The organism is Bacillus sp. V3-13 (assembly GCF_002860165.1).
Lineage (GTDB): Bacteria > Bacillota > Bacilli > Bacillales > Cytobacillaceae > Bacillus_BJ.
Map to the genome: position 1 here is coordinate 82212 of NZ_PGUZ01000033.1, position 19320 is coordinate 101531.

Annotated in this window: 19 protein-coding genes and 1 riboswitch; of the genes, 8 read left to right on the plus strand and 11 right to left on the minus strand. The window is 41.5% G+C overall.

All coding sequences use genetic code 11. The features are described 5' to 3' along the window. The first annotated feature begins 190 nt into the window (after window positions 1-190). Together CU633_RS13425 and CU633_RS13430 are read left to right on the plus strand one after the other, a co-directional pair. Entirely contained in the window at window positions 191-1522 is a 1332-nt protein-coding gene (locus tag CU633_RS13425) for a polysaccharide biosynthesis protein (RefSeq protein ID WP_101661106.1), read from the plus strand. A 165-nt stretch (window positions 1523-1687) separates the two neighbouring features. Next, the gene (locus CU633_RS13430) at window positions 1688-2206 is read left to right on the plus strand and encodes an RNA polymerase sigma factor (RefSeq protein ID WP_101661107.1); all 519 of its coding nucleotides are present in this window, start codon (window positions 1688-1690) and stop codon (window positions 2204-2206) included. Window positions 2207-2244: 38 nt separating this feature from the next. On the opposite strand, the gene CU633_RS13435 is transcribed toward CU633_RS13430, so the two are convergent. Next, window positions 2245-2952 carry a TrkA C-terminal domain-containing protein gene (locus tag CU633_RS13435; RefSeq protein ID WP_101661108.1) on the minus strand — a complete coding sequence of 236 codons (708 nt, stop codon included), beginning with the start codon at window positions 2950-2952 and terminating at the stop codon, window positions 2245-2247. A 156-nt stretch (window positions 2953-3108) separates the two neighbouring features. Beyond that, complete coding sequence (locus CU633_RS13440; protein WP_101661109.1) at window positions 3109-3381, minus strand: hypothetical protein; 273 nt, start codon at window positions 3379-3381, stop codon at window positions 3109-3111. 279 nt (window positions 3382-3660) lie between these two features. On the opposite strand from CU633_RS13440, the gene CU633_RS13445 reads away from it, so the two are divergent. Next, window positions 3661-4602, plus strand: coding sequence for a magnesium transporter CorA family protein (locus CU633_RS13445; RefSeq protein ID WP_101661110.1), 942 nt, complete (start codon window positions 3661-3663; stop codon window positions 4600-4602). A 92-nt stretch (window positions 4603-4694) separates the two neighbouring features. On the opposite strand, the gene CU633_RS13450 is transcribed toward CU633_RS13445, so the two are convergent. From CU633_RS13450 to mscL, 4 genes are all read right to left on the minus strand, one after another. Then, the gene (locus CU633_RS13450; RefSeq protein ID WP_101661111.1) at window positions 4695-6383 is read right to left on the minus strand and encodes an HD domain-containing phosphohydrolase; all 1689 of its coding nucleotides are present in this window, start codon (window positions 6381-6383) and stop codon (window positions 4695-4697) included. Between the two features lie 158 nt (window positions 6384-6541). Then, complete coding sequence (locus tag CU633_RS13455) at window positions 6542-7036, minus strand: helix-turn-helix domain-containing protein (RefSeq protein WP_101661112.1); 495 nt, start codon at window positions 7034-7036, stop codon at window positions 6542-6544. 379 nt (window positions 7037-7415) lie between these two features. Next, window positions 7416-7503: riboswitch (cyclic di-GMP riboswitch) on the minus strand. Between the two features lie 922 nt (window positions 7504-8425). After that, entirely contained in the window at window positions 8426-8569 is a 144-nt protein-coding gene (locus tag CU633_RS22880) for a hypothetical protein (protein ID WP_180954963.1), read from the minus strand. A gap of 79 nt (window positions 8570-8648) precedes the next feature. Further along, window positions 8649-9038, minus strand: a complete 390-nt coding sequence (gene mscL / locus CU633_RS13460) for a large-conductance mechanosensitive channel protein MscL (protein ID WP_101661113.1) — start codon at window positions 9036-9038, stop codon at window positions 8649-8651. Window positions 9039-9336: 298 nt separating this feature from the next. Here mscL and queF point away from each other — a divergent pair, with 298 nt between their 5' ends. After that, window positions 9337-9834: a preQ(1) synthase gene (gene queF, locus CU633_RS13465; RefSeq protein ID WP_101661114.1), complete on the plus strand. Its 498-nt coding sequence runs from the start codon at window positions 9337-9339 to the stop codon at window positions 9832-9834. A gap of 92 nt (window positions 9835-9926) precedes the next feature. Here the strand turns inward: queF and CU633_RS13470 are convergent, their stop codons facing one another. Together CU633_RS13470 and CU633_RS13475 are read right to left on the minus strand one after the other, a co-directional pair. Further along, complete coding sequence (locus CU633_RS13470; RefSeq protein WP_101661115.1) at window positions 9927-10199, minus strand: acylphosphatase; 273 nt, start codon at window positions 10197-10199, stop codon at window positions 9927-9929. Window positions 10200-10336: 137 nt separating this feature from the next. Further along, entirely contained in the window at window positions 10337-11569 is a 1233-nt protein-coding gene (locus CU633_RS13475; RefSeq protein ID WP_101661116.1) for an aminopeptidase, read from the minus strand. Window positions 11570-11806: 237 nt separating this feature from the next. Between CU633_RS13475 and CU633_RS13480 the strand changes: the two genes are divergently transcribed. Next, window positions 11807-13159, plus strand: a complete 1353-nt coding sequence (locus CU633_RS13480; protein ID WP_101661117.1) for a hypothetical protein — start codon at window positions 11807-11809, stop codon at window positions 13157-13159. 38 nt (window positions 13160-13197) lie between these two features. Here the strand turns inward: CU633_RS13480 and CU633_RS13485 are convergent, their stop codons facing one another. Beyond that, entirely contained in the window at window positions 13198-15288 is a 2091-nt protein-coding gene (locus CU633_RS13485) for a DNA topoisomerase III (RefSeq protein ID WP_101661118.1), read from the minus strand. A gap of 603 nt (window positions 15289-15891) precedes the next feature. On the opposite strand from CU633_RS13485, the gene hutH reads away from it, so the two are divergent. Beyond that, window positions 15892-17409 carry a histidine ammonia-lyase gene (gene hutH / locus CU633_RS13490; protein ID WP_101661119.1) on the plus strand — a complete coding sequence of 506 codons (1518 nt, stop codon included), beginning with the start codon at window positions 15892-15894 and terminating at the stop codon, window positions 17407-17409. Between the two features lie 29 nt (window positions 17410-17438). Here the strand turns inward: hutH and CU633_RS22885 are convergent, their stop codons facing one another. Further along, window positions 17439-17594, minus strand: a complete 156-nt coding sequence (locus tag CU633_RS22885) for a hypothetical protein (protein ID WP_180954964.1) — start codon at window positions 17592-17594, stop codon at window positions 17439-17441. Window positions 17595-17711: 117 nt separating this feature from the next. Here CU633_RS22885 and CU633_RS23350 point away from each other — a divergent pair, with 117 nt between their 5' ends. Next, a complete protein-coding gene (locus CU633_RS23350; protein ID WP_257958755.1) occupies window positions 17712-18323 on the plus strand; it encodes a peroxiredoxin in 612 nt (203 codons plus the stop codon). Between the two features lie 153 nt (window positions 18324-18476). Continuing rightward, window positions 18477-18851, plus strand: a complete 375-nt coding sequence (locus CU633_RS13510) for a DnaJ family domain-containing protein (RefSeq protein WP_101661123.1) — start codon at window positions 18477-18479, stop codon at window positions 18849-18851. A gap of 84 nt (window positions 18852-18935) precedes the next feature. Here CU633_RS13510 and CU633_RS13515 read toward each other — a convergent pair whose 3' ends face one another. After that, entirely contained in the window at window positions 18936-19316 is a 381-nt protein-coding gene (locus CU633_RS13515; protein WP_101661124.1) for a hypothetical protein, read from the minus strand. Between the last annotated feature and the right edge of the window lie 4 nt (window positions 19317-19320).

Genomic DNA, 19320 nt, shown 5'->3' on the forward strand with positions numbered 1-19320 from the left:
ACTACTAATAAATTTATATTGTCAAAAGATTGCCATAAACATAAAAGAAGAGTAACAAACTTCCTGTATTAAAGATTTTTACCGATATATAAAAATATTTGGCCAACTTGTCTCATACCTTTATAAAAGGGTTATCCTTACAGCGTTTAAACATGTATCCGCGCAAGGGATATATACGGGGAGAGACAATATGAATAAGTTTCTTAAAGGAACACTATTATTAATTGGTGCGGCGTTTTTGGGAGAGTGCATTGAATTTATTGTCAATATGGTGCTTGCAAATGAACTTGGGGAGAGAGGGATGGGCCTGTACATGTCCATTTTGCCTTCTGTTTTTTTTATTGTGCTGCTTGCAAGCCTTGAATTGCCAATTTCTATTTCAAAGTTTGTTGCCGAGAAGGATGAGAGATTCCACCGCAGTATGCTTCAGCATGCCATTGAGATCACGATTATTTTTACTGCAGTTTCTTTATTGGCAGCGGCGGTTATCATCCCGAACGTTCCGGTTTTCGATAAATATCATCCAATATTCAAGTGGGCGGTGCTGTTGTTAATTCCGATGGTGTCCTTTTCATCGATTGCCAGAGGATTTTTTATGGGCAAGCACCAAATGGGAAAAATCGCCCTATCTAATTTTTTAAGAAAGCTGTTACAGCTCGGGATGCTGGTCGTCGTCTATCAGATTTTTGATTTTAACCTTGATACAGCCGTGCTGATCGCTTTCTGTACGCTTGTCGGCAGTGAATTCGTCGTTTTTTTATACTTAATTCATATTTTTATCGTTCAATTTATGCAGCTAAAGAAAAGGCCGTATAACACGCTCAACAGGAGTACCGTTCTGCAAAGCCTGATGGAAGTGTCGATTCCAACAACCGGAATGCGCGTCTTTCATGCATTTACACATGCGGTCCAGCCGTTCTTAATCAAGGCAGCCCTTGTACGTTCCGGTATATCGGAGCCTCTGGCCACCGAGCATTTCGGAATGCTTGCAGGGGTGGCAATGACAATTGGCTTTTTCCCGGCGTTCATCGCCCATTCCCTGCTTATTATGCTGATACCGACTGTCTCAAAAGCCTATTCGCGGAATGAGACAAGCAAGCTGCAAAGGCTTCTGCAAAAAGTTCTGACAGCGACATTCATTTACGGGGTTCCTTCAGTGGTTGTATTTTATATTTTTGCCGAACCGCTGACGAATTTGTTTTTTCATTCACCTGTCGCGGCAAGCTACTTGCAAATGCTCTGGCCGTACTTTCTCTTTCACTTTTTTGTCACGCCGATGCAGGCATATTTGATTGGCCTTGGCTTGATCAAGGATGCTTTCATTCATGTGGTCTGGTCAACATGTATTTCATACGGACTCATTTTTTTGCTCGGTTCGCTTCATGAACTGCAGATGGGCGGGGTGATCATCGGGATGAATACGGGTGCGATTTTACTGACATTCATGCATTACTTAACAATCGTTAAAAAACTAAATATCTCATGGTCATTAAAATTATCGAAGCAGAGCGTTTTAAAATAACGAAGGTTTTTCTCTCACTTTAGCGAATTATAAAAGAAAAATGTTCCGCGTGTTTTTTGATTTGCGGAATGGATTACAGCGGGAGAATGTTAAATAACGGTGTAGGGGTTGATGAATTCCTTTCGTTTATTTATATAGAGAAAGTTTTTGAGGGGAGAAGTGTCAATGAACCGGGAGATCTACTTTGAAAATGAAATTTGTGAGCACGGGGCGTCAGTCTTTCATTATATATATTCGTTGGTCAGGCATAAAGAGCTGGCAGAGGATTTGTACCAGGAGGTTCTTTTGTCCGCCTACCTTGCCCTCGGACAATTTGAACAAAAAGCCAAGCTGAAAAGCTGGATGTACACGATTGCCCTTAATAAATGCCGGGATTACTGGAGAAAAGAGAAAGGAAGGCAGCGGTTTTGGCAGGAAAATGCCTGCATCTATTGCAATGATTATGAAGCAGGTTTATTAACTGAAGAATATGTCATTAAAAAACAAGCTGACGAGGCCATGCAAGCATCGATCAAGGAGCTCCCAGCCCGATATCAAGACCCGCTCCTCCTTTTTTATTTTAAAGGCTGTTCGTTAGCAGAAATTTCCCGTGAAACCGGGCTTCCGTTATCTACAGTCAAAACAAGGATGAAAAGGGGAAAAGAGCAACTGCGCCCGAAACTGAAAATGCTGGCAGTCCAATAGAAGCTTTCGGGCTGTCCGCCAGCCATAATAAAATGATCTCAATTCTCGCTTAGTTCTTCTTTTTTTCGGTTTTCTGCAATTTCGATATCCTTTTTAAACCTTTTTTCGATGTGATGCTTGTTTCCGTATAAAATGATATCATCGCCGGGCTGGAGCTCTTCTTTACTGCAATGATTCCGCATGATTTTAATTTCACCTCTTTGAATAAACAAAATCATAATATCGTCATCAGGGTCAAGGATATCATCGATCTTTTTTTGGGCAGCAGGTGAGTCCTCATAAAGGGCGAGCTCAAAAATTTGGTCATCCTCGTTTGTTAAAAGCACTTCTTGAATGGGAAGCTCTGATATATGGTAATGTTCTTCTAAATCATGTTCAAATATCCTTTCCAGTTTTCTTTGCAGCAAAGGTATTCTTAAAATAAAGTAAATAAAAATGAGGACACCAACTACATAAGCAGCTTCCATCGCGTAAAAATTATCGGATAAAATATTGCTGATCGTTGAAATGATTACCGCCAGTGAAAAGACGCCGAAGAGAATTAAAAAAGTACTAAGCTTTCTCCTGATCGGATGGTCAATAATCAGTTCCGATTCCCCAGTCGTAAAGCCTGTTGCGGTTAGCATCGATATAACCTGGAACCTTGCGACTCTGGGCTTAAGGCCGGTGAGAATAAATAATGTAACGTTGATTTCAATAACGGCAAGAATAATCGCGATATAAATTAAAATAAAGAGGAAGCCCACTTATGATCACCCTTCTTTTTTCTATTAATGAATTAAAATCACTTAAATAAAAGAACCCGAGGAGACCTTGCCCGCTCAGGTTCTTTTTGTATGAAATTCTACTGTTGCCATCCGATCCGACAAACAAGTGCTCCGACGACAAACTCGGCATTATTGTTATCGTGACTGCTTCACTTCGTTGTAATAATTAACAGAGTACATCGCACCTTCACTGACCATCTTATTGTCTTCAATATCCTCCGGATCGGGGTGTCCTGCTTTTTCTAATGGAGGCAGAGCGTCCTGCTGCTGCTTTCCTGGCATGAATTTTTTTCTTAATTTTGTAGAATAGAACTCAATTTTATTTAAATTAGGTTTTAAAGCGAGCCATAATGCTGTGATGCCAACACCAAGCAACACGTAAGATTTAACCGAATTAGACTGGATCATGTTTCCGTTCCTCCCTGTCGTTTTTAATAAAGTTAACATCTAAGGAGTTTTTTTCTTTAAGGTATCCCGCCTTATTGAATAATATGTACCCGTTTTTATAACAGGAGAAACACAATCGAAAAATTTTTATTTTTCATTATATGGGTGATATTGCTGTCAAGGCTAAAAAAAGTATCCTGAATCGAAAGAATGGAAATTTTGAGAGAGTCTACTAGTTTCAGCATTGATCAGAAGGGGAAGAAGGTTAATAATGGAAGTGGATTTTGGGGAGGAGAAAATATGGAGCATGTATTCCGGCACCATAATTGGAAGTGGTACCAGCTAAAAAACGAAGAAGCTGATCTGGTGCACGAAATTACCCAGGATTATCAGCCTTGCGATGACTGGTTGCAAGGCATTAAAGAAAAAAAATCAAATTTATTACAAATTGATGTAACCAAATTAAATAAGGAATTTTTAAGAGGTTCGATTGTTTATCAGCAAAATGTCGAAGATAAAGAAGACCATCATCTTTTCCATTTTTACGTTACAAGAGAATTTTTTATTACAGTCGGCCTCGACTTTGAGATTCTGAAATCGGCAAACGTCCCGGCAATGCTCGATCAGATGGAAAGGGCAACTTCTCCTATTGAAGGTTTTTCCGTTTTGCTGGCCGAAATTTTAAATAATTTTCTAAGAAGAATTGACGAATTTGAAATGAGACTGCGGAAATTAATGTGGAGAATTCAGGAGAATAACAATACAAGCATATTGGATAATATCTATAACAGCCGGCACGAATTGTTGATCAGGAAAAACCTGATGATGCCGATTATGGAGATTCAAATGGGCCTTGAGGAAACCTTTAGTGGCAGCCTTATTGAAGGTCCTGAATATCAGCGCTTGAGCAAGAGGCTGAAAAGGGGATTGCGGTTAGTCAGCGAATATCAGCAGGAGATTGATACAATGATTAATCTTGAGGAAGTCGTTTCCACGCACAGGGGAAATGAAATTATGAAAACATTGACTGTATTTACCGTTCTTTTTACACCATTAATGGCATTGGGAGCGCTATGGGGGATGAATTTTGAATTTATGCCCGAGCTTAAATGGAAATTTGGATATTTATATGCCATTATTTTAATCGTTGTATCGACCGTGGCCATTTATCTCTATTTAAGATTAAAAGGATGGATGGGAGACATATTGACACCAAAAGAAAAGGACTCATTTTTCAAATAGGATATTCCAAACAGCCCTGTCGATAAACGGCAGGGCTGTTTTTGATAGCTTCCTTAGTGAGATGCGGAATGTTCTTACCGTCATCGAGCATGCTATCCATTCATTCGGGCCCGTTTTTTCGTATTTAGTTGATCCAGCATGTCCGCAAGAGTCGCTGCATGGATGTCAGCCTTCAGTGCTGACTTGTCCTTAATTGTAAAGCCTGCGGACACGATAATTAGATGGCGGTGCTGTTCCTTCAACCATTGAATCGTCTGGAGCATTTCAGGAAGCTTTTCTTCTGCAGGCGGGGTGAACCCCAAGTATTTTAATTTCTTTTTTTGGATAAAAGCGAGCAGCTCTTCTTTCGGCAGTGAAAGCCCCAAATTATAAACTTTCCAGCGATTAATTGTCAAAACATCCGCTACGATTTGAAGCGGGAACAACTGCTCTTCATTTCCAATCGAAGTCAAAACAATGTTCTCACGAGTATCAGCGACGTCAGGCATAAATTGATCAAGAGCTTTATGCATGATATTTTTTGTTAATTCTTCGGCAATCCTTAACTCTGAGGTGGCAATTTCACCACGTTTATACTGGGTATAAAGCTTGGTGATCGAACTGTAAATAATCTTCGAGTAAATCTCTTCAATTCTCATCCCGTCAATAATCGTCTGAAAAAGCTCAAGTGCCTGTTTGCTATCTCCGTTTTTCAAGGCTTCTACATAAGAATCAAAGTTTTTGCAAGGATCATATTCTGACCACTCGACCAAATTGCTGACGGTGATCGAGTAATTGGCTGGAAGCTCGACAGGTTCAAGTTGATCAAACATTTTAACAACCGGCAATGTTGGATTGGCTTCTTTTATTAACACAATTTTGGCTTCTTTATTGTTTGATAATTTAACGACTGATTCTGCCGGATAGATTTTCAGCAATTCGATAAATTGAACTAAACACTCTTTTTCAAATTTAGAAACATCACTGATCAAAAACTGAATAGCTTGCGCAGCATGAAACGGTTCCCTGTAAGGCCTTTTTAAAGTGAGAGCAGAGTAGACATCGACGATCATCAATATTTTCAGCTCCAATGAAAGCTGTTCACCGGTTTTCCCCTCCGGATATCCTGAACCATCAATTCGTTCATGGTGGGACTTTGCCAGCATTGCTACAGCTTCATTGAATCCCAGGTTTTTTAATATTTTGTACCCTTCAATTGCATGATTTTGGACGATCTGAAACTCTTCAATTGTTAACTTTGTTTCTTTCTGCAAAATATCTCTCGGCACATTAATTTTTCCGATATCATGAAGGATGTAACCGATCGCCAATTCTTCCAGGTTTTGAACTTCCATTTTGCGGGCGAGTAAAATACCCATCACAAACACGTCGAATGAATGATAATAGCTGTATGCATCCCAGTTTCGTAACGCTGCCAGCAAGCTCTCGATTTTCTCATCCATTAAAGTAGAGACAAATAAGTCTTCTACAAACATCAAGTCTTCCAATTCATATAAAAGCTTTCCGTAACGATACTCGTTCGCAAAATGCGTCAAGTTAGTAAAAAAGGTTTCTTTTATAAATTGAATTTGAAAGCTGTTTAACCGGGATGATTTTCCCTGGCCAGAGTCAGTCAATATCCCGCTTTTAATAGCGATCTGTTTTAAGCCGAGCGACTTTAGCTTCGTAATAAGCTGTTCATTTAACAGCGTGTCTCTTTTGATAACGAGTGTATTTTCCTGATAGATATCCTTTTCGAGAATATCCCCGCTTTTGACCATGTCGATGTCTTTTAAAATCATTTACTTTCCCTCCAACCTTTCACCCTGGATCGAACTAAGAACTGGTTCTGAAATTATGCTGCAAACTGGATAGATACAATTACCTTTTATCCTTATTAATTCTTTGATATTTTCTGGACACACTCATCGGGCTTCGGCCCAGATGTTTGCCTATCGTTTCAAAGGAATGCCCCTTTGAGATGAGACATAACATTTGCTGAATCTCTTTGGTTGTCCACTTTTTGTAGGAGACAAAATTCTCGTTTTTTTTTTCGTTCATTCTCAACCCACTTGGGCTCGGGTAAGATCGCGTGTGCGTCTATTTTTTGAAAATTGATTTTCGATTTGTGTTCGCTTGCCCATTCCCAAAAATCCTCAGGGTTAATAAACGTAAACTTTCTCGTTGTCCTTGTGATTTTTACACTGCTTTTTAAATGGTGATTATCAATCCAGTTTTTAACTGTGTTCGGATCAACATGGAGATGCTTGGCCAGTTCATTCATTGTAAGCATCCCTGTATGCGATTTCGTCTGCGAGATTCCCAACCTTTTCATTTTCGCAATAACTGCTTTTTCGGTCCTCCTTAACTGATTGGCGATAACAGGTACTTTTTTATTTCCGACACTCACCTTTAGATAATCCACTTCCTCTGTAGTCCATCGTTTGTATAACATTTTTCCATGCACCTTACTTTACCTTTACTATTAAGATAAGATGAACACTTTAAGCTAAGTATTGTACTGTATGGCCGGTCTGGGAGTTTATCATATTGAAAGACTTGCTTCAGTATTCAAAGGTGTGGAAAATGAGAGTATGGCTTAAATACTGAAACAATTGTTCAATAGCAAACTGAAATTGGGTACGCCGAGATAAATTCTGCCGGTAAGCGCATACTTTTGCTGGTAATTGCGCTATCGCAAATTCCTGTGAGGCTTGAACAGTACAATTGTTGTTTATATAGCATGAAAAATATGCTGTTTACATCTTTAGCTTATCGTTCGCCCCCCGAGCTATAAAAATAAACCTATTTGCAATAAACAGGTTTAAGAAACCTAAAGCAGCTGGCTGACCTGGCAATGTTCCTGCGTTAGTCCCTGTAGCTTTGCGTCACCACTTTTCAGTGATTTTGCCTTTATAGAGGTAGTAATAGTTATCACATATGCCATTCTAAACCAATATGTGCGGAAATTCGACAGCATTTTACGCAATGGAATGGCATATGTGGTAAACAGAAAAGTCGTTAACAAAGAAAAAAGTTATTTCTAAAAAATATTAAAAGTGGGAAATTGCTACATTTCTATCAAAAGTCTTTTTGTTTTTTTAAAGAATCCAACTTTTGTAGGCCTTTTATCCTATAAAGAACGAATTATATATGTTTTTTCGATATATTAGTAACTGTATTTTTTAAAACAATAAATTTTAAATTTTCTATTTACTTTTTATTTACCATCTCATAAAAAGGAACAATTTCTGTGCCCTTTTAATTTGGAGCCATTCGATAATCATACTGTTAAATCATCAGGGACTGTGATGCTTTGCATTATTGTTTTTAATGGGAAAATATAAAGCGTTAAGCCGTTCAAGTCCTGGATAGTGCTAAATGAGAGTTTGCGATATAAAAAGGTTTTGAAGAGGTGCTTTTTCATGATGGAGCGCAAAAGTGGGTGAGCTATAAATGGGGAGCGAAGATGGGAGAAGGTTATTGTTATGAAGCTCTGGATTATGCCGATTCCTTTTTGGGGATTTTACAAGGGAAGCTAAAATTATAAAAAAGCGCCAGTCCGGGATTGTTCTTTCATTTTCGAAAAGGGAGAGGGGCATCATTTTTTGGGGTTCATTGTCCCATGAAGTCATCTTCTATTTTAACAGATTACAGGGCATGGCGATAGCAGAAAAATAATTTCACAAAAAGAAAGAAGGACATACCCATTATTGGTTAGCCTTTTCATTAAGAATTAAAACCTGAGGCATTAAAAAAGGTGCAAACCACTGGTTCTGCACCTTTTTTAAGTCCTATAGAGGACTAAACTGTAAAGATAGATTTCCTGCGGGGCCAATCGATTCTAAATATATCGATTAAAGGCGAGCGTGCCTTTGGCCAGCTCAGCAAATCCCTCTTTACGAGCAATGCCAATTCCGGACATCGAAGTCGCTGTTACGGTTTTCATCGTTAACCAGTCCCTTCTGTTTTGGTATTGGCCTTGCATTATATATTTACCACCCCGGTTTTTTAAAAAACGTTTATATACGCATAAAAATATGGTAACAGAGGAATTTTAAGAGCGATTATAATGGCTTTGATCTTTCTTTTAAGATGTCCCTTATTTCAACAAGCAGCTCCTCTTGTCTGTCGGCAACCACTTCAGGCGCCTTTTCTTCCTCTTTTTTCTTAAAACGTCCAATTAAGCGAACCATGATAAAAATCGAAAAGGCAATAATCATAAAATCTGCAATTGTTTGAATAAACGAACCGATCATGACATCATCCGCTCCGTTCGGCAAAGGAAATACAAGCTTTGAAAAATTAATTCCGCCGATTAGCAAACCAACTAATGGCATAATAATATCTTTTACAAGGGAAGTAACTATTTTTCCAAAAGCAGTGCCGATGACAACCCCGGTTGCGAGGTCAATGACATTCCCTTTTATCGCAAATTTCTTAAATTCATTCCACAAACAAAACCCTCCCTGCAGACATTCAATATAATGCTACTTTACCATAATCGTTGTTTCGGCAGACATTCCTTATTGTGGATGCTACAAGGGTATTTTCTGGCAGACAAAACTATCCGTTGACATGTACGGTCTTTTTATCTATATTTACAATGACAACTCGATAATCCCGTGCTCAGGCGGGAGAGGTTCATAGCATGCAACCCTCTATAAAAAACTATCGCTTTAAAAGTTTAAGCCCGGTTAAAGATGCGGCCTCTCTTTACGTGAATGCGGATTATGATAAGGGAGGCTTTTGCTTATGCCTGGAAGAAAAAATGAAGAATTAACAGAGATTACTTTGCTCGGAAATCAAGGGACAAAATATGTATTTGAATATGCGCCTGAAATACTTGAGTCATTTGACAATAAGCATCCAAACCGTGATTATTTTGTAAAATTTAATTGCCCGGAGTTTACAAGCTTATGCCCGATCACAGGCCAGCCTGACTTCGCGACCATTTATATCAGCTATATACCCGACAAAAAAATGGTCGAAAGCAAATCGCTGAAGCTGTACTTGTTCAGCTTCCGCAATCATGGCGATTTCCATGAAGATTGCATGAACATCATCATGAATGACTTAATCGAGTTAATGGATCCGCGATACATCGAAGTGTGGGGAAAATTCACACCACGGGGCGGCATCTCCATCGACCCTTACACAAACTACGGAAAGCCCGGCACAAAGTATGAGCAGATGGCTGAATACAGGCTGATGAATCATGATCTTTATCCGGAAAAAATTGATAATCGTTAACGATTATAAAAATCGAGACCTGTTCGCAATGGTGAACAGGTCTCGATTTTTATCAAAAGCCCCATGCCAATCTTGGGCATAGGGTTGCGTCATTAATATTTAATCGTAAAGGATTTAAAGCCCTGCAAGCGGCTGCTTTCTGTTTTTTCGATACTGGTCACCCGGGAAAATGGATTGCCTTCCTTGATGCTGTTTTCAAAGAGGATCAGATCATCCTCGGAACCTTCCGCTAAAATCTCGACCTGATCATCCGGGAGATTTCTTACCCAGCCAGTGATGTTATACGTATTTGCCTTCATTTGTGTGAAATAGCGAAAACCGACACCATGGACCCTTCCGTTAACAATCAGATGATATTGCCGCAAGAACTTTCCCCTCCCCAGAGAAAATAAAAAGCACTTATATTTTTATAATTTTATTATATGCTAATCATGTAATAAAACATAGTGATGATATCGTAAAAAAAGCAGGCTCCGATCGAAGGAGTCTGCTCTTGCTGTTATTAAAATGCCCAGCTTCCGTTCCGGAAGACAGGTTCTGTTTTGCCGTCAGCGGTAATTCCGTCAATATCCATTTCAGCTGAGCCGACCATAAAGTCAACATGGATGATGCTCTGGTTTAAGCCTTTTTCTTTCAACTCATCGGAAGACATTTGTTTGCCGCCTTCAATGCAGAAAGCATAGGCGCTGCCAATTGCAAAATGATTTGAAGCATTTTCATCAAAGAGTGTATTGAAAAACAAAATCTCCGACTGCGAAATCGGTGAATTATGAGGAACAAGGGCAACTTCTCCAAGATAGTGTGAGCCTTCGTCCGTTTCAACCAACCGCTTTAGAACTTCTTCACCCTCTTTTGCCTCAACATTCACAATTCGTCCATTTTCGAAGCTGATTTTGAATTGGTCAATGATATTGCCGCCGTAGCTTAAAGGCTTGGTACTTGATACATAACCATCTACACCTTCCCGGTATGGTACGGTAAAAACCTCTTCCGTCGGCATGTTGGCCATGAATTCAATCCCTTTTTCATTCGTGCTTCCGGCTCCGACCCAAATATGGCCTTCAGGCAATTCTACTGTTAAATCTGTGCCGGATGCTTTGTAGTGAAGCTTTTTAAAACGCTTGCTGTTTAAATGCTCAACCTTCTCGTTTAAGTTTTTATCATGTTCCTTCCAAGCCTCGACGGGATTATCGAGATCGCTGCGGGTTGCTTTAAAAATAGCTTCCCATAGCTTATGTACACGGCTTTCCGCTGGTTCTTCAGGGAATACTTTGGCTGCCCATTCATCTGAAGGCACGGCAATGACAGTCCAGCTGACTTTATCTGATTGCACGTATTGGCGGTACTTGGCAAGCGCTTTTCCGGCAGCTTTTTGGAAGTTGGCGATTCGTTCAGGTTTAATCCCTTTCAGCAAATCAGGACTTGAAGAGACGATCGCCATAAAGGCAGCCCCATTTTCAGCAAGCTCCTCCATTTCCTTTGCCCGCCATTCGGGATACTCCAAAAAAGCTTCGTCAGGTGCGAGCTCGTATTTCGTTCGAGAAACAACGTCATCAGTCCAATTTACGATGACATTATGCGCACCGGTCTCATATGCCTTTTTCACGACAATCCTTACAAATTCCGCCGCATCAAGAGTCGTGTTAATAACGAGAGTTTGCCCTTTCTGGACATTCACGCCCACTTTGACAGCGAGGTCTGCATATTTCTCTAATTTTGCGTTAAAATCACTCATCTTTTACTCTCCTTTTCAAATTCTCCTTTATATTTTAGCTTTAATAATTGCAAAAAGAAACTGGATGCCATTCCGGCCTGGAATTTCCAATCCTTATATACATAGCTATAAAGTACCGGCTAATTCCAAATTAAAGAATAATCATATGGTTCATTTCTCACAAACGGGGGAAAGGTTGAAAAAACAATCCTTCTTTATCATAGAATCGTGTTATCCTATTTACGAGGGGGAAACAATTTGCGTAAGTTTTATTATTTGATGATCAGTGCAGCTATATTAGCGGGCTGCCAAACAGAAGCACAGACAAAGACAATAGAAAAGCCTCAGCAAGAGGCTCCGCATACAAAGGAAGACTGGATTAAAGAGAGCGGGATAAAAACAGAGATAGCATCCGCTGAAGATCCGATCATTGAAGTAATCCATATAAGGGGCAGGAAACAGCCGGAAATATTGGCCTCATATACAAAATCCAATCCGGAAACGAGTGAACAAGCCGGGATCTTGACAGGCAAAAGCTTTGACGAGAAAACGCACAAATGGAAAGTGTTTTTTCGAGAAGAAGTACCAGCTGTTGCTGATTTCAGAATAGCCGGACCGATAACCGTTGAGAACGAAGGGAAACAAACAACTCGAATAGTTATCGAACATCAGTCTCCAGGGGCATCAATGGTGCATACTTCTGCATGGCTCTATGGCTTCGCCGACAGCCAATTTAAAAAATTAGGCGAATTAACGAGCGAATATGTGGAGACAGGAAAAGTTGCCGTTGAAGATAATTTAATTGTATTTAAAGGAGAAGAACAGCAGGATAGCTTCCAGTGGGACCAATCGCAATTTGTATCAAGTCCCGAACTGCTCAACTCAAGAAAAGAACTCGGCAAATACGCGAATATCTTGCTTGAATATGAAGCGCAGGCTGGTGAACTTACTGTTACCGGTGATAAAGAAGGTGTGATTTATGCCCAGCCTGGCGGGACAATCGGCATACGCCAATCCGGTCTTGTTAAGGGGAGTACCCGTATTTTTCACGGATTGAAACAGGCAGATCAGCCCGGTTTATACGCCATCACCGAAGATGATCATAATCGTGAGATAATCTTTGACTTTCAGTACGGCCAAACTGTAAAAAAAGTGACGATATTACTGGAATCTGAAATGAAGAATATAATAAGCAGCGCCGGTTATTTTGATCAAGCTTTTGTTGAAGAGATTCGCCAGAATAAACTAAAGGGAATCCCTTATCCACTTGGTACAATGGTCGATCAAATTAAAACAGAAAAAGGGAAACCGGACTTTGAGGAAAACTGGAGCGGCTCTCTCGTCTTTGGATATAAAGACCATGCCTTTGGTTACTTGGAAACTGAAAACGCCAAATCCATTCACTATGTCAGCTATTTTCCTCGAGAACAACAGCTGTTTTTCAAAGAGGCAGAAAAAGTACTTGGAGTACCAGGTGCTGAAGGTGTAAGCGATAAGGACGGAACCTACTTTCAGCTTTACGACGCAGGGAATGGGAAAGAATTATGGCTGGAAGGCACCACTGAACAGAAGGAGAGCCCAATCAGGGAAATCCGGTTAGTACAGAAATAGAAGGTAAAAGAAAAGAGCGGGATTTCCCGCTCTTTTCTTTAGTCTTTCTCCTCCAATGCCTGCTTCAGCAAGTCCCCAAGGCTTGTTCCGAATGATTCGTTTTGTGAATACTTTTCGACGAGCTTCCGTTCTTCTCTTTTTGATGCTGATTTTTTCTTTTCTTCTGCCTTTTCGACGACATTGCAGCGGCGGCACTGAAAATACAAGCCTGCTTTCCCTTCATGCATTTCCATGCGTTTTTTGCACTGCGGACAGCGCCGTTTTGAAAGCTTGGGGTCTTTATGCTTCCGGTAGCGGCAATCCAGATTGGAGCAGACTAAAATTTTTCCTTCTTTCGTGTTTCGTTCTTTTAAGAAGGAATTGCACTCCGGGCATTTGGAGCCGGTTAAATTATGGGCACGGTATGCACGGTCGCTCGTTTTGATTTCGAAAACAAGATTCTCCGTCTTTTTGCGGATATTTTGCAAAAACACCTTCGGGTTTCCTTTTCCACGCGGAATCGCTTCCAGTTCTTTCTCCCAGTGCGCCGTCAGCTCGGGGGATTTCAGTTCGTCGTTAACCAGTTCAATGAGCTGCTTTCCTTTGTTTGTCGGGTAAAGCCGGCCATTTTGCCGTTCGACAACTTCGGTTTCGATCAGCCTTTCAATAATCTCGGCGCGCGTTGCCGGAGTACCGAGGCCGTACTTTTCCATTTGGGCCAGAATATCTGCCTCAGAATAGCGGAGCGGAGGCTCGGTGAATTTTTTCTCCATCTCGATATTCTTAATCAAAAACTCCTGTCCTTTTGTGAAGTTGGCAAGGCTCTGGTTGCCTTCATCTTCTTCACTTTTTCCGGCAATTTTCCGGAAGCCCGGATCAACGATAACGGTTTCCTTTACCTTGAAGGTTTCGCCGTTCACATCAAAGCTGGCGAGAACCGTTTCGAACTGGTAGGGTGGATAAAACAGCGCGAGAAAACGGCGGACAATGATGTCGTAAAGCTTGCGCTCGTCAGCGGATAGATCGCTTAAATGAAGCCGTTCTTCGGTCGGAATAATCGCATGGTGATCGGTAACTTTTGCATTGTTAAAAACCTTTTTTGCGAGGACACGTCCTTTACTTGCCAGAAGCGGCCGCACTTCATCCTTGTATCCGGAGCTTATCGCCTCCAGACGGTCAAGCATCGTCGCCTCCATATCAGTGGTCAAGTAGCGCGAATCGGTCCGGGGATAAGTAACAAGCTTATGCTGTTCATATAACCCTTGCAGAACAGACGATGTTTTTTTCGCTGAAAAACCGAATCGTTTGTTGGCATCGCGCTGCAATTCAGTCAAGTCATAGGGAAGCGGCTGCTGTTCACTTTTCGGCTTGCGCTCAATCGAAGTCAGCGTTGCTTTTGCACCGGTTAGTTTCTGTTTGATCTTCTCGGCACTTTCCCTTGAGAAAATCCTCTTTTCGCCATTCTTTTCCCAGACAGCTTTCAACGGGCCGATATTTGCCTCGAGTGTCCAGTATTCGGTTGGAACGAACGATTGAATTATTTTTTCCCGTTCGATGACCATCGCTAAAGTCGGTGTCTGCACCCGTCCTGCGGAGAGCGGATCATTATACTTGGTTGTCAGTGCTCTCGTAACATTGAGGCCGATCAGCCAGTCTGCTTCGGCGCGGCAGACAGCAGAGTCAAATAACGGTTCAAATTGCTTGCCAGGCTTTAGATGCTGAAAGCCTTCTTTAATTGCCCGGTCTGTCTGCGAAGAGATCCAGAGGCGCTGAATCGGCTTTTTCCAGCGGATTTTATGCAAGATCCATCTTGCGACAAGCTCGCCTTCCCGGCCGGCATCTGTCGCGATGATGCAATCTTTAATATCCGGACGTTTTGCAAGGTTTTCGATCCCGCGAAACTGGTGGCTTGTTTGTTTCATTACATTCAAGCCCATTTTGTCGGGAATAATCGGCAAGTCTTCCAATCGCCACGTTTTATATTTGGTATCATAATGCTCCGGCATTTTTAATTCGATCAGATGCCCGAGAGCCCATGTGACAATGTACTTATTTCCTTCGAAATAATGCTTGTTTTTCTGATTGCAGCCAAGCACGCGTGCGAGTTCACGGGCAACGCTTGGTTTCTCTGCAAGAACGAGAGATTTCATAAAAACTCCTTCCATGAGTTTGCAGTAAAGCTGTCACGCGCAGGTGAAGCCGCAAACCAATACCTTTAAAATGATCTTATCCTATAAGTATAACGGAAAAAGCGGGATTTTAACATTGAGATAGTCGGGATGATATTGTGCACATCATCTTAGTTAATAGAAAAACCAAGGATCATGCCGCTAATCCTTGGTTCTGTAATAACTGTTCAGATATATCTTCGACTTCAGACGCTATATCATCAACTTTTGAGATATATCATCGGCCTCATTCCGATTATCATCAACTTTTTAAATATATCATCAACTTCATCCCATTTATCATCAACTTTTGGAATATATCATCAACTTCCCATCTCTCATTTCTTTAATAAATTATCACATTACTTCACTAACAAACTAAAATTTTCCAAAAGGATTGACGTCAATGGCTTGTAAATCATAGAATAAAATTATAATTCGGAAAATATATTTTAAGAAGGCAGGGGAACAATGTGAAATATAGATGTTCTTCTATAAAAAAAGAAATGAAAGAGGCTGAACTTAACCGGATCGGATAAGGGCAGCCTCTTTCTTTATTTTGCTAAAGCGATGGAGGGAAACAGGATGGTGATTTTGACGGGCCATGCTTTGACATTGGAGGAAGTGAGGCGGGTCGTATATTTGAAAGAAAGAGTTGAAGCATCAGGGGAAAGTATTGCAGCTGCAGAACAAAGCCGCAGGGCTGTGAACCGGATCGTTACCGACGGCAAAATTGTTTACGGAATTAATACTGGTTTCGGCAAATTCAGCGATGTCATGATCGATGCTGACCATGTCCGCGATTTGCAGCTTAACCTGATCCGTTCACATGCATGCGGGGTAGGAGACTCGTTTCCGGAAGAGGTATCGAGGGCGATGTTGTTGCTTAGGGCAAATGCCCTGTTGAAAGGCTATTCAGGAATACGGCCGTTGATCATCGAAAGGCTGATCGAATTCCTGAATAGACATATCCATCCTCTTATTCCGCAGCAGGGGTCTCTGGGTGCGAGCGGTGACCTGGCTCCATTATCACATCTGGCACTCACCATCGTTGGCGAAGGCAAGGTCATCTATAAAGGGCGCGTCGTTGACACGGCTGAAGCGCTCCATGAAGAAGGATTATGCCCTCTTGAGCTTGAGGCAAAAGAAGGATTGGCATTAATCAACGGGACACAGGCGATGACCGCGATGGGAGCAGTTGCCTATTTGGAAGCGGAACGGCTTGCGACCGCCAGTGAAATGATTGCGGCGATGACGATGGAAGGTTTAAATGGAATTATCGATGCTTTTGATGAGGATGTCCACGTGGCACGGGGGTATAAGCAGCAAATCGAGACAGCAAGCAGGATGAGAGCTTACCTGGAGGGGAGCAGGCTAACAACGAGGCAGGGTGAACTGCGGGTGCAGGATGCCTATTCGCTGCGCTGCATACCACAGGTCCACGGTGCTTCCTGGCAGGCATTGGACTATGTCAAAGAAAAGCTCGAGATTGAAATCAATGCGGCTACAGACAATCCGCTTATCTTTGATGATGGTGAGAAAGTGATCTCGGGCGGCAATTTTCACGGACAGCCGATTGCGCTGGCAATGGATTTTATGAAAATCGCGGTTGCCGAACTGGCCAATATTTCGGAACGGCGCATCGAAAGGCTTGTCAATCCGCAGCTCAATGATTTACCGCCGTTTCTGAGCCCGGAACCGGGTCTGCAATCCGGTGCGATGATTATGCAATATTGTGCTGCTTCTCTCGTTTCTGAAAATAAAACACTTGCCCACCCGGCCAGTGTCGATTCGATTCCGTCATCAGCAAACCAGGAGGATCATGTCAGCATGGGGACGATCGCTGCCAGGCACGCTTATCAAATCATCCAGAATGCAATGAAGGTTATTGCAATTGAATGGATTTGTGCAATGGAAGCAGTAGAGCACAGGGGAACGGAAAAAATGGCTGTTTTTACAAGCAAGCTTTATAAAACAGGACGGGAACTGGTTCCGTCCATTCAGAAGGATAGAGTTTTTTCAAAGGATATCGAAACGGCTGCACAATGGCTGAGGGAAATACAAAATAATCATCTGCTGAACTTAAAGAAGAACCTTGCTTGAGCGAGTAAGGTTCTTCCTCTATTTATGATTCAAGGTCTGTCAATGCGGTTTTTAAATGCCTCATATGTGACAATTAGTTGCTCATCATCGTCACGTTCATGCGCATGCTTTTCAGTCAGGCTATCTTTCGGAAAGTCACCGGGGTGGCCTTTTTTCTTATGTTTAAATTCCTTGCCTCGTGACATTCTGATCACTCCTTTCATTTCATCAGTAGCTTTTCCAAACAGCATGAAAATATGTTCCTGTCCTTTTGCATATGTATAGAAGGACAGTTCATAAAGACAAGATGAAAGGAGCTTCCGATGCAAAATAAGCTGTACGCCAAAGACCTTGCTGCTTATCCATCCTACTTTTATGCAACAAGAGACGATCCGGCCCCTCTCTTTACGGCTGCTGCATTTTTCGGCGGGCAGATTAAACAAATCAGCCTTGAAGATTATAAGGGAAACTGGGTTGTCCTCTTTTTTTATCCGAGCGATTTTACATTTGTCTGACCGACAGAATTAGCAGCGGTCGCTGCTGTTCATGATGATCTGAAAGCGCTGAAAACGGAAGTGATCGCGATTAGCACTGATAGTGTCTATGCCCATAAAGTGTTTAGAGAAACCTCAGCATCTTTGCGGAATGTCAGCTATCCGCTTGTAAGTGACCGTACTCAGGAGATTAGCCGTGCTTACCGTGTTTTGGATGAACAGACGGGAGCGTCATTTCGGGCAACTTTTATTATTAGCCCTGAACAAATCATTTTTTCAAAGCATATATATCCGAAAGAAGTGGGCAGAAACGTTCCGGAAATTGTCCGGCTAATTCAGGGAATTCAGTTTACGCAGCAAACAGGCCAGGGGGTGCCTGCAAATTGGGTGCCCGGAAATAAAGGTATTCAGCATAAGGATGAAGAGACCGGCAGGATATAAGAGCAAAATTTCGCAGGTCGGGCCATTTTATTGCGATCATTAGAATTGGAAAACAAATAGGTGCCAGCTTCAGTGCGAATTTTTGCTCATTCGGTTATAATGAAATTATCTTACCACTTGACCATGAGAATGCCATTAAGAAGGGATGGTATAATGGACTTCGCTTCGATCGTGTCAGAAGATAAGATTCGCAAAGCTTACGAAAACGGGGAATTTGATCATCTGCCCGGTTTTGGCAAACCGCTGCCGCAGGATGATGCCGCCGGAGTGCCACCCGGGCTGCGGATGGCATACAGAATGCTGAAGAATGCCGGCTATTCCGCGGAAGAAAATCGCCTCAAGCAGGAAATGCTGTCAATTGAAGACCTCATAAAAATCTGTGAAAGCGACGAAGAGAAAATCCAGCTGCAAAAAAAGCTGAATGAGAAAATGCTTCGCTTCAACAGCATGATGTCAAAACGAAGAGCCAATACAAACTCAAGCATGTTCAAAAATTATCAAGAGAAGATCAACAGCAAGCTTTTTTAGCTTAATGGCGAAACAGTCAGGTCTCAATGGCCTGGCTGTTTTTAAATTGTTTATCAGAAAATCAATAAGTATTAAACGAATCATTTACAAATGCTCTTTTTTTACATTTCTTACGATAAACTGTCCGTTATCGGAATCATTATTAAAGGTAATCGTTAACTTTTCGCGCCTGCCTGTCTGAAGCGGGACTTCGACTCGAACGACAACCTCATAGATCATCCCCGGTTTCATTTCTTCCGATGATTCAGGAATGGCGTCTTTATGAATGCTGACAATTTCCGCATTCTCATATTGTGGAAATCTGATTTGATAAGCCTTGATAATCGATTTGGAAATTTGTTCATGAAATTGTTTAATTAAAACTTCTTCCATAAGCTGATGGTTTGCTTCTTCGCCAACAGCAGTGGTCTCTGCAAAAATATTGATCAAGGCCGCTATCAGAAAAACGTACATAAGCTTTCTCATCCAG

What these genes read in the sequence shown, in the direction of transcription:
- CU633_RS13485 (WP_101661118.1), bottom strand. Translation starts at nt 15,288, where the DNA reads ATGAAATCTCTCGTTCTTGCAGAGAAACCAAGCGTTGCCCGTGAACTC.
- CU633_RS13475 (WP_101661116.1), bottom strand. Translation starts at nt 11,569, where the DNA reads ATGAGTGATTTTAACGCAAAATTAGAGAAATATGCAGACCTCGCTGTC.
- CU633_RS13515 (WP_101661124.1), bottom strand. Translation starts at nt 19,316, where the DNA reads ATGAGAAAGCTTATGTACGTTTTTCTGATAGCGGCCTTGATCAATATT.
- queF (WP_101661114.1), top strand. Translation starts at nt 9,337, where the DNA reads ATGCCTGGAAGAAAAAATGAAGAATTAACAGAGATTACTTTGCTCGGA.
- CU633_RS13455 (WP_101661112.1), bottom strand. Translation starts at nt 7,036, where the DNA reads ATGTTATACAAACGATGGACTACAGAGGAAGTGGATTATCTAAAGGTG.
- CU633_RS13450 (WP_101661111.1), bottom strand. Translation starts at nt 6,383, where the DNA reads ATGATTTTAAAAGACATCGACATGGTCAAAAGCGGGGATATTCTCGAA.
- CU633_RS13440 (WP_101661109.1), bottom strand. Translation starts at nt 3,381, where the DNA reads ATGATCCAGTCTAATTCGGTTAAATCTTACGTGTTGCTTGGTGTTGGC.
- CU633_RS22880 (WP_180954963.1), bottom strand. Translation starts at nt 8,569, where the DNA reads ATGCAAGGCCAATACCAAAACAGAAGGGACTGGTTAACGATGAAAACC.
- CU633_RS13510 (WP_101661123.1), top strand. Translation starts at nt 18,477, where the DNA reads ATGGACTTCGCTTCGATCGTGTCAGAAGATAAGATTCGCAAAGCTTAC.
- CU633_RS22885 (WP_180954964.1), bottom strand. Translation starts at nt 17,594, where the DNA reads ATGTCACGAGGCAAGGAATTTAAACATAAGAAAAAAGGCCACCCCGGT.
- CU633_RS13445 (WP_101661110.1), top strand. Translation starts at nt 3,661, where the DNA reads ATGGAGCATGTATTCCGGCACCATAATTGGAAGTGGTACCAGCTAAAA.
- CU633_RS13430 (WP_101661107.1), top strand. Translation starts at nt 1,688, where the DNA reads ATGAACCGGGAGATCTACTTTGAAAATGAAATTTGTGAGCACGGGGCG.
- CU633_RS13425 (WP_101661106.1), top strand. Translation starts at nt 191, where the DNA reads ATGAATAAGTTTCTTAAAGGAACACTATTATTAATTGGTGCGGCGTTT.
- hutH (WP_101661119.1), top strand. Translation starts at nt 15,892, where the DNA reads ATGGTGATTTTGACGGGCCATGCTTTGACATTGGAGGAAGTGAGGCGG.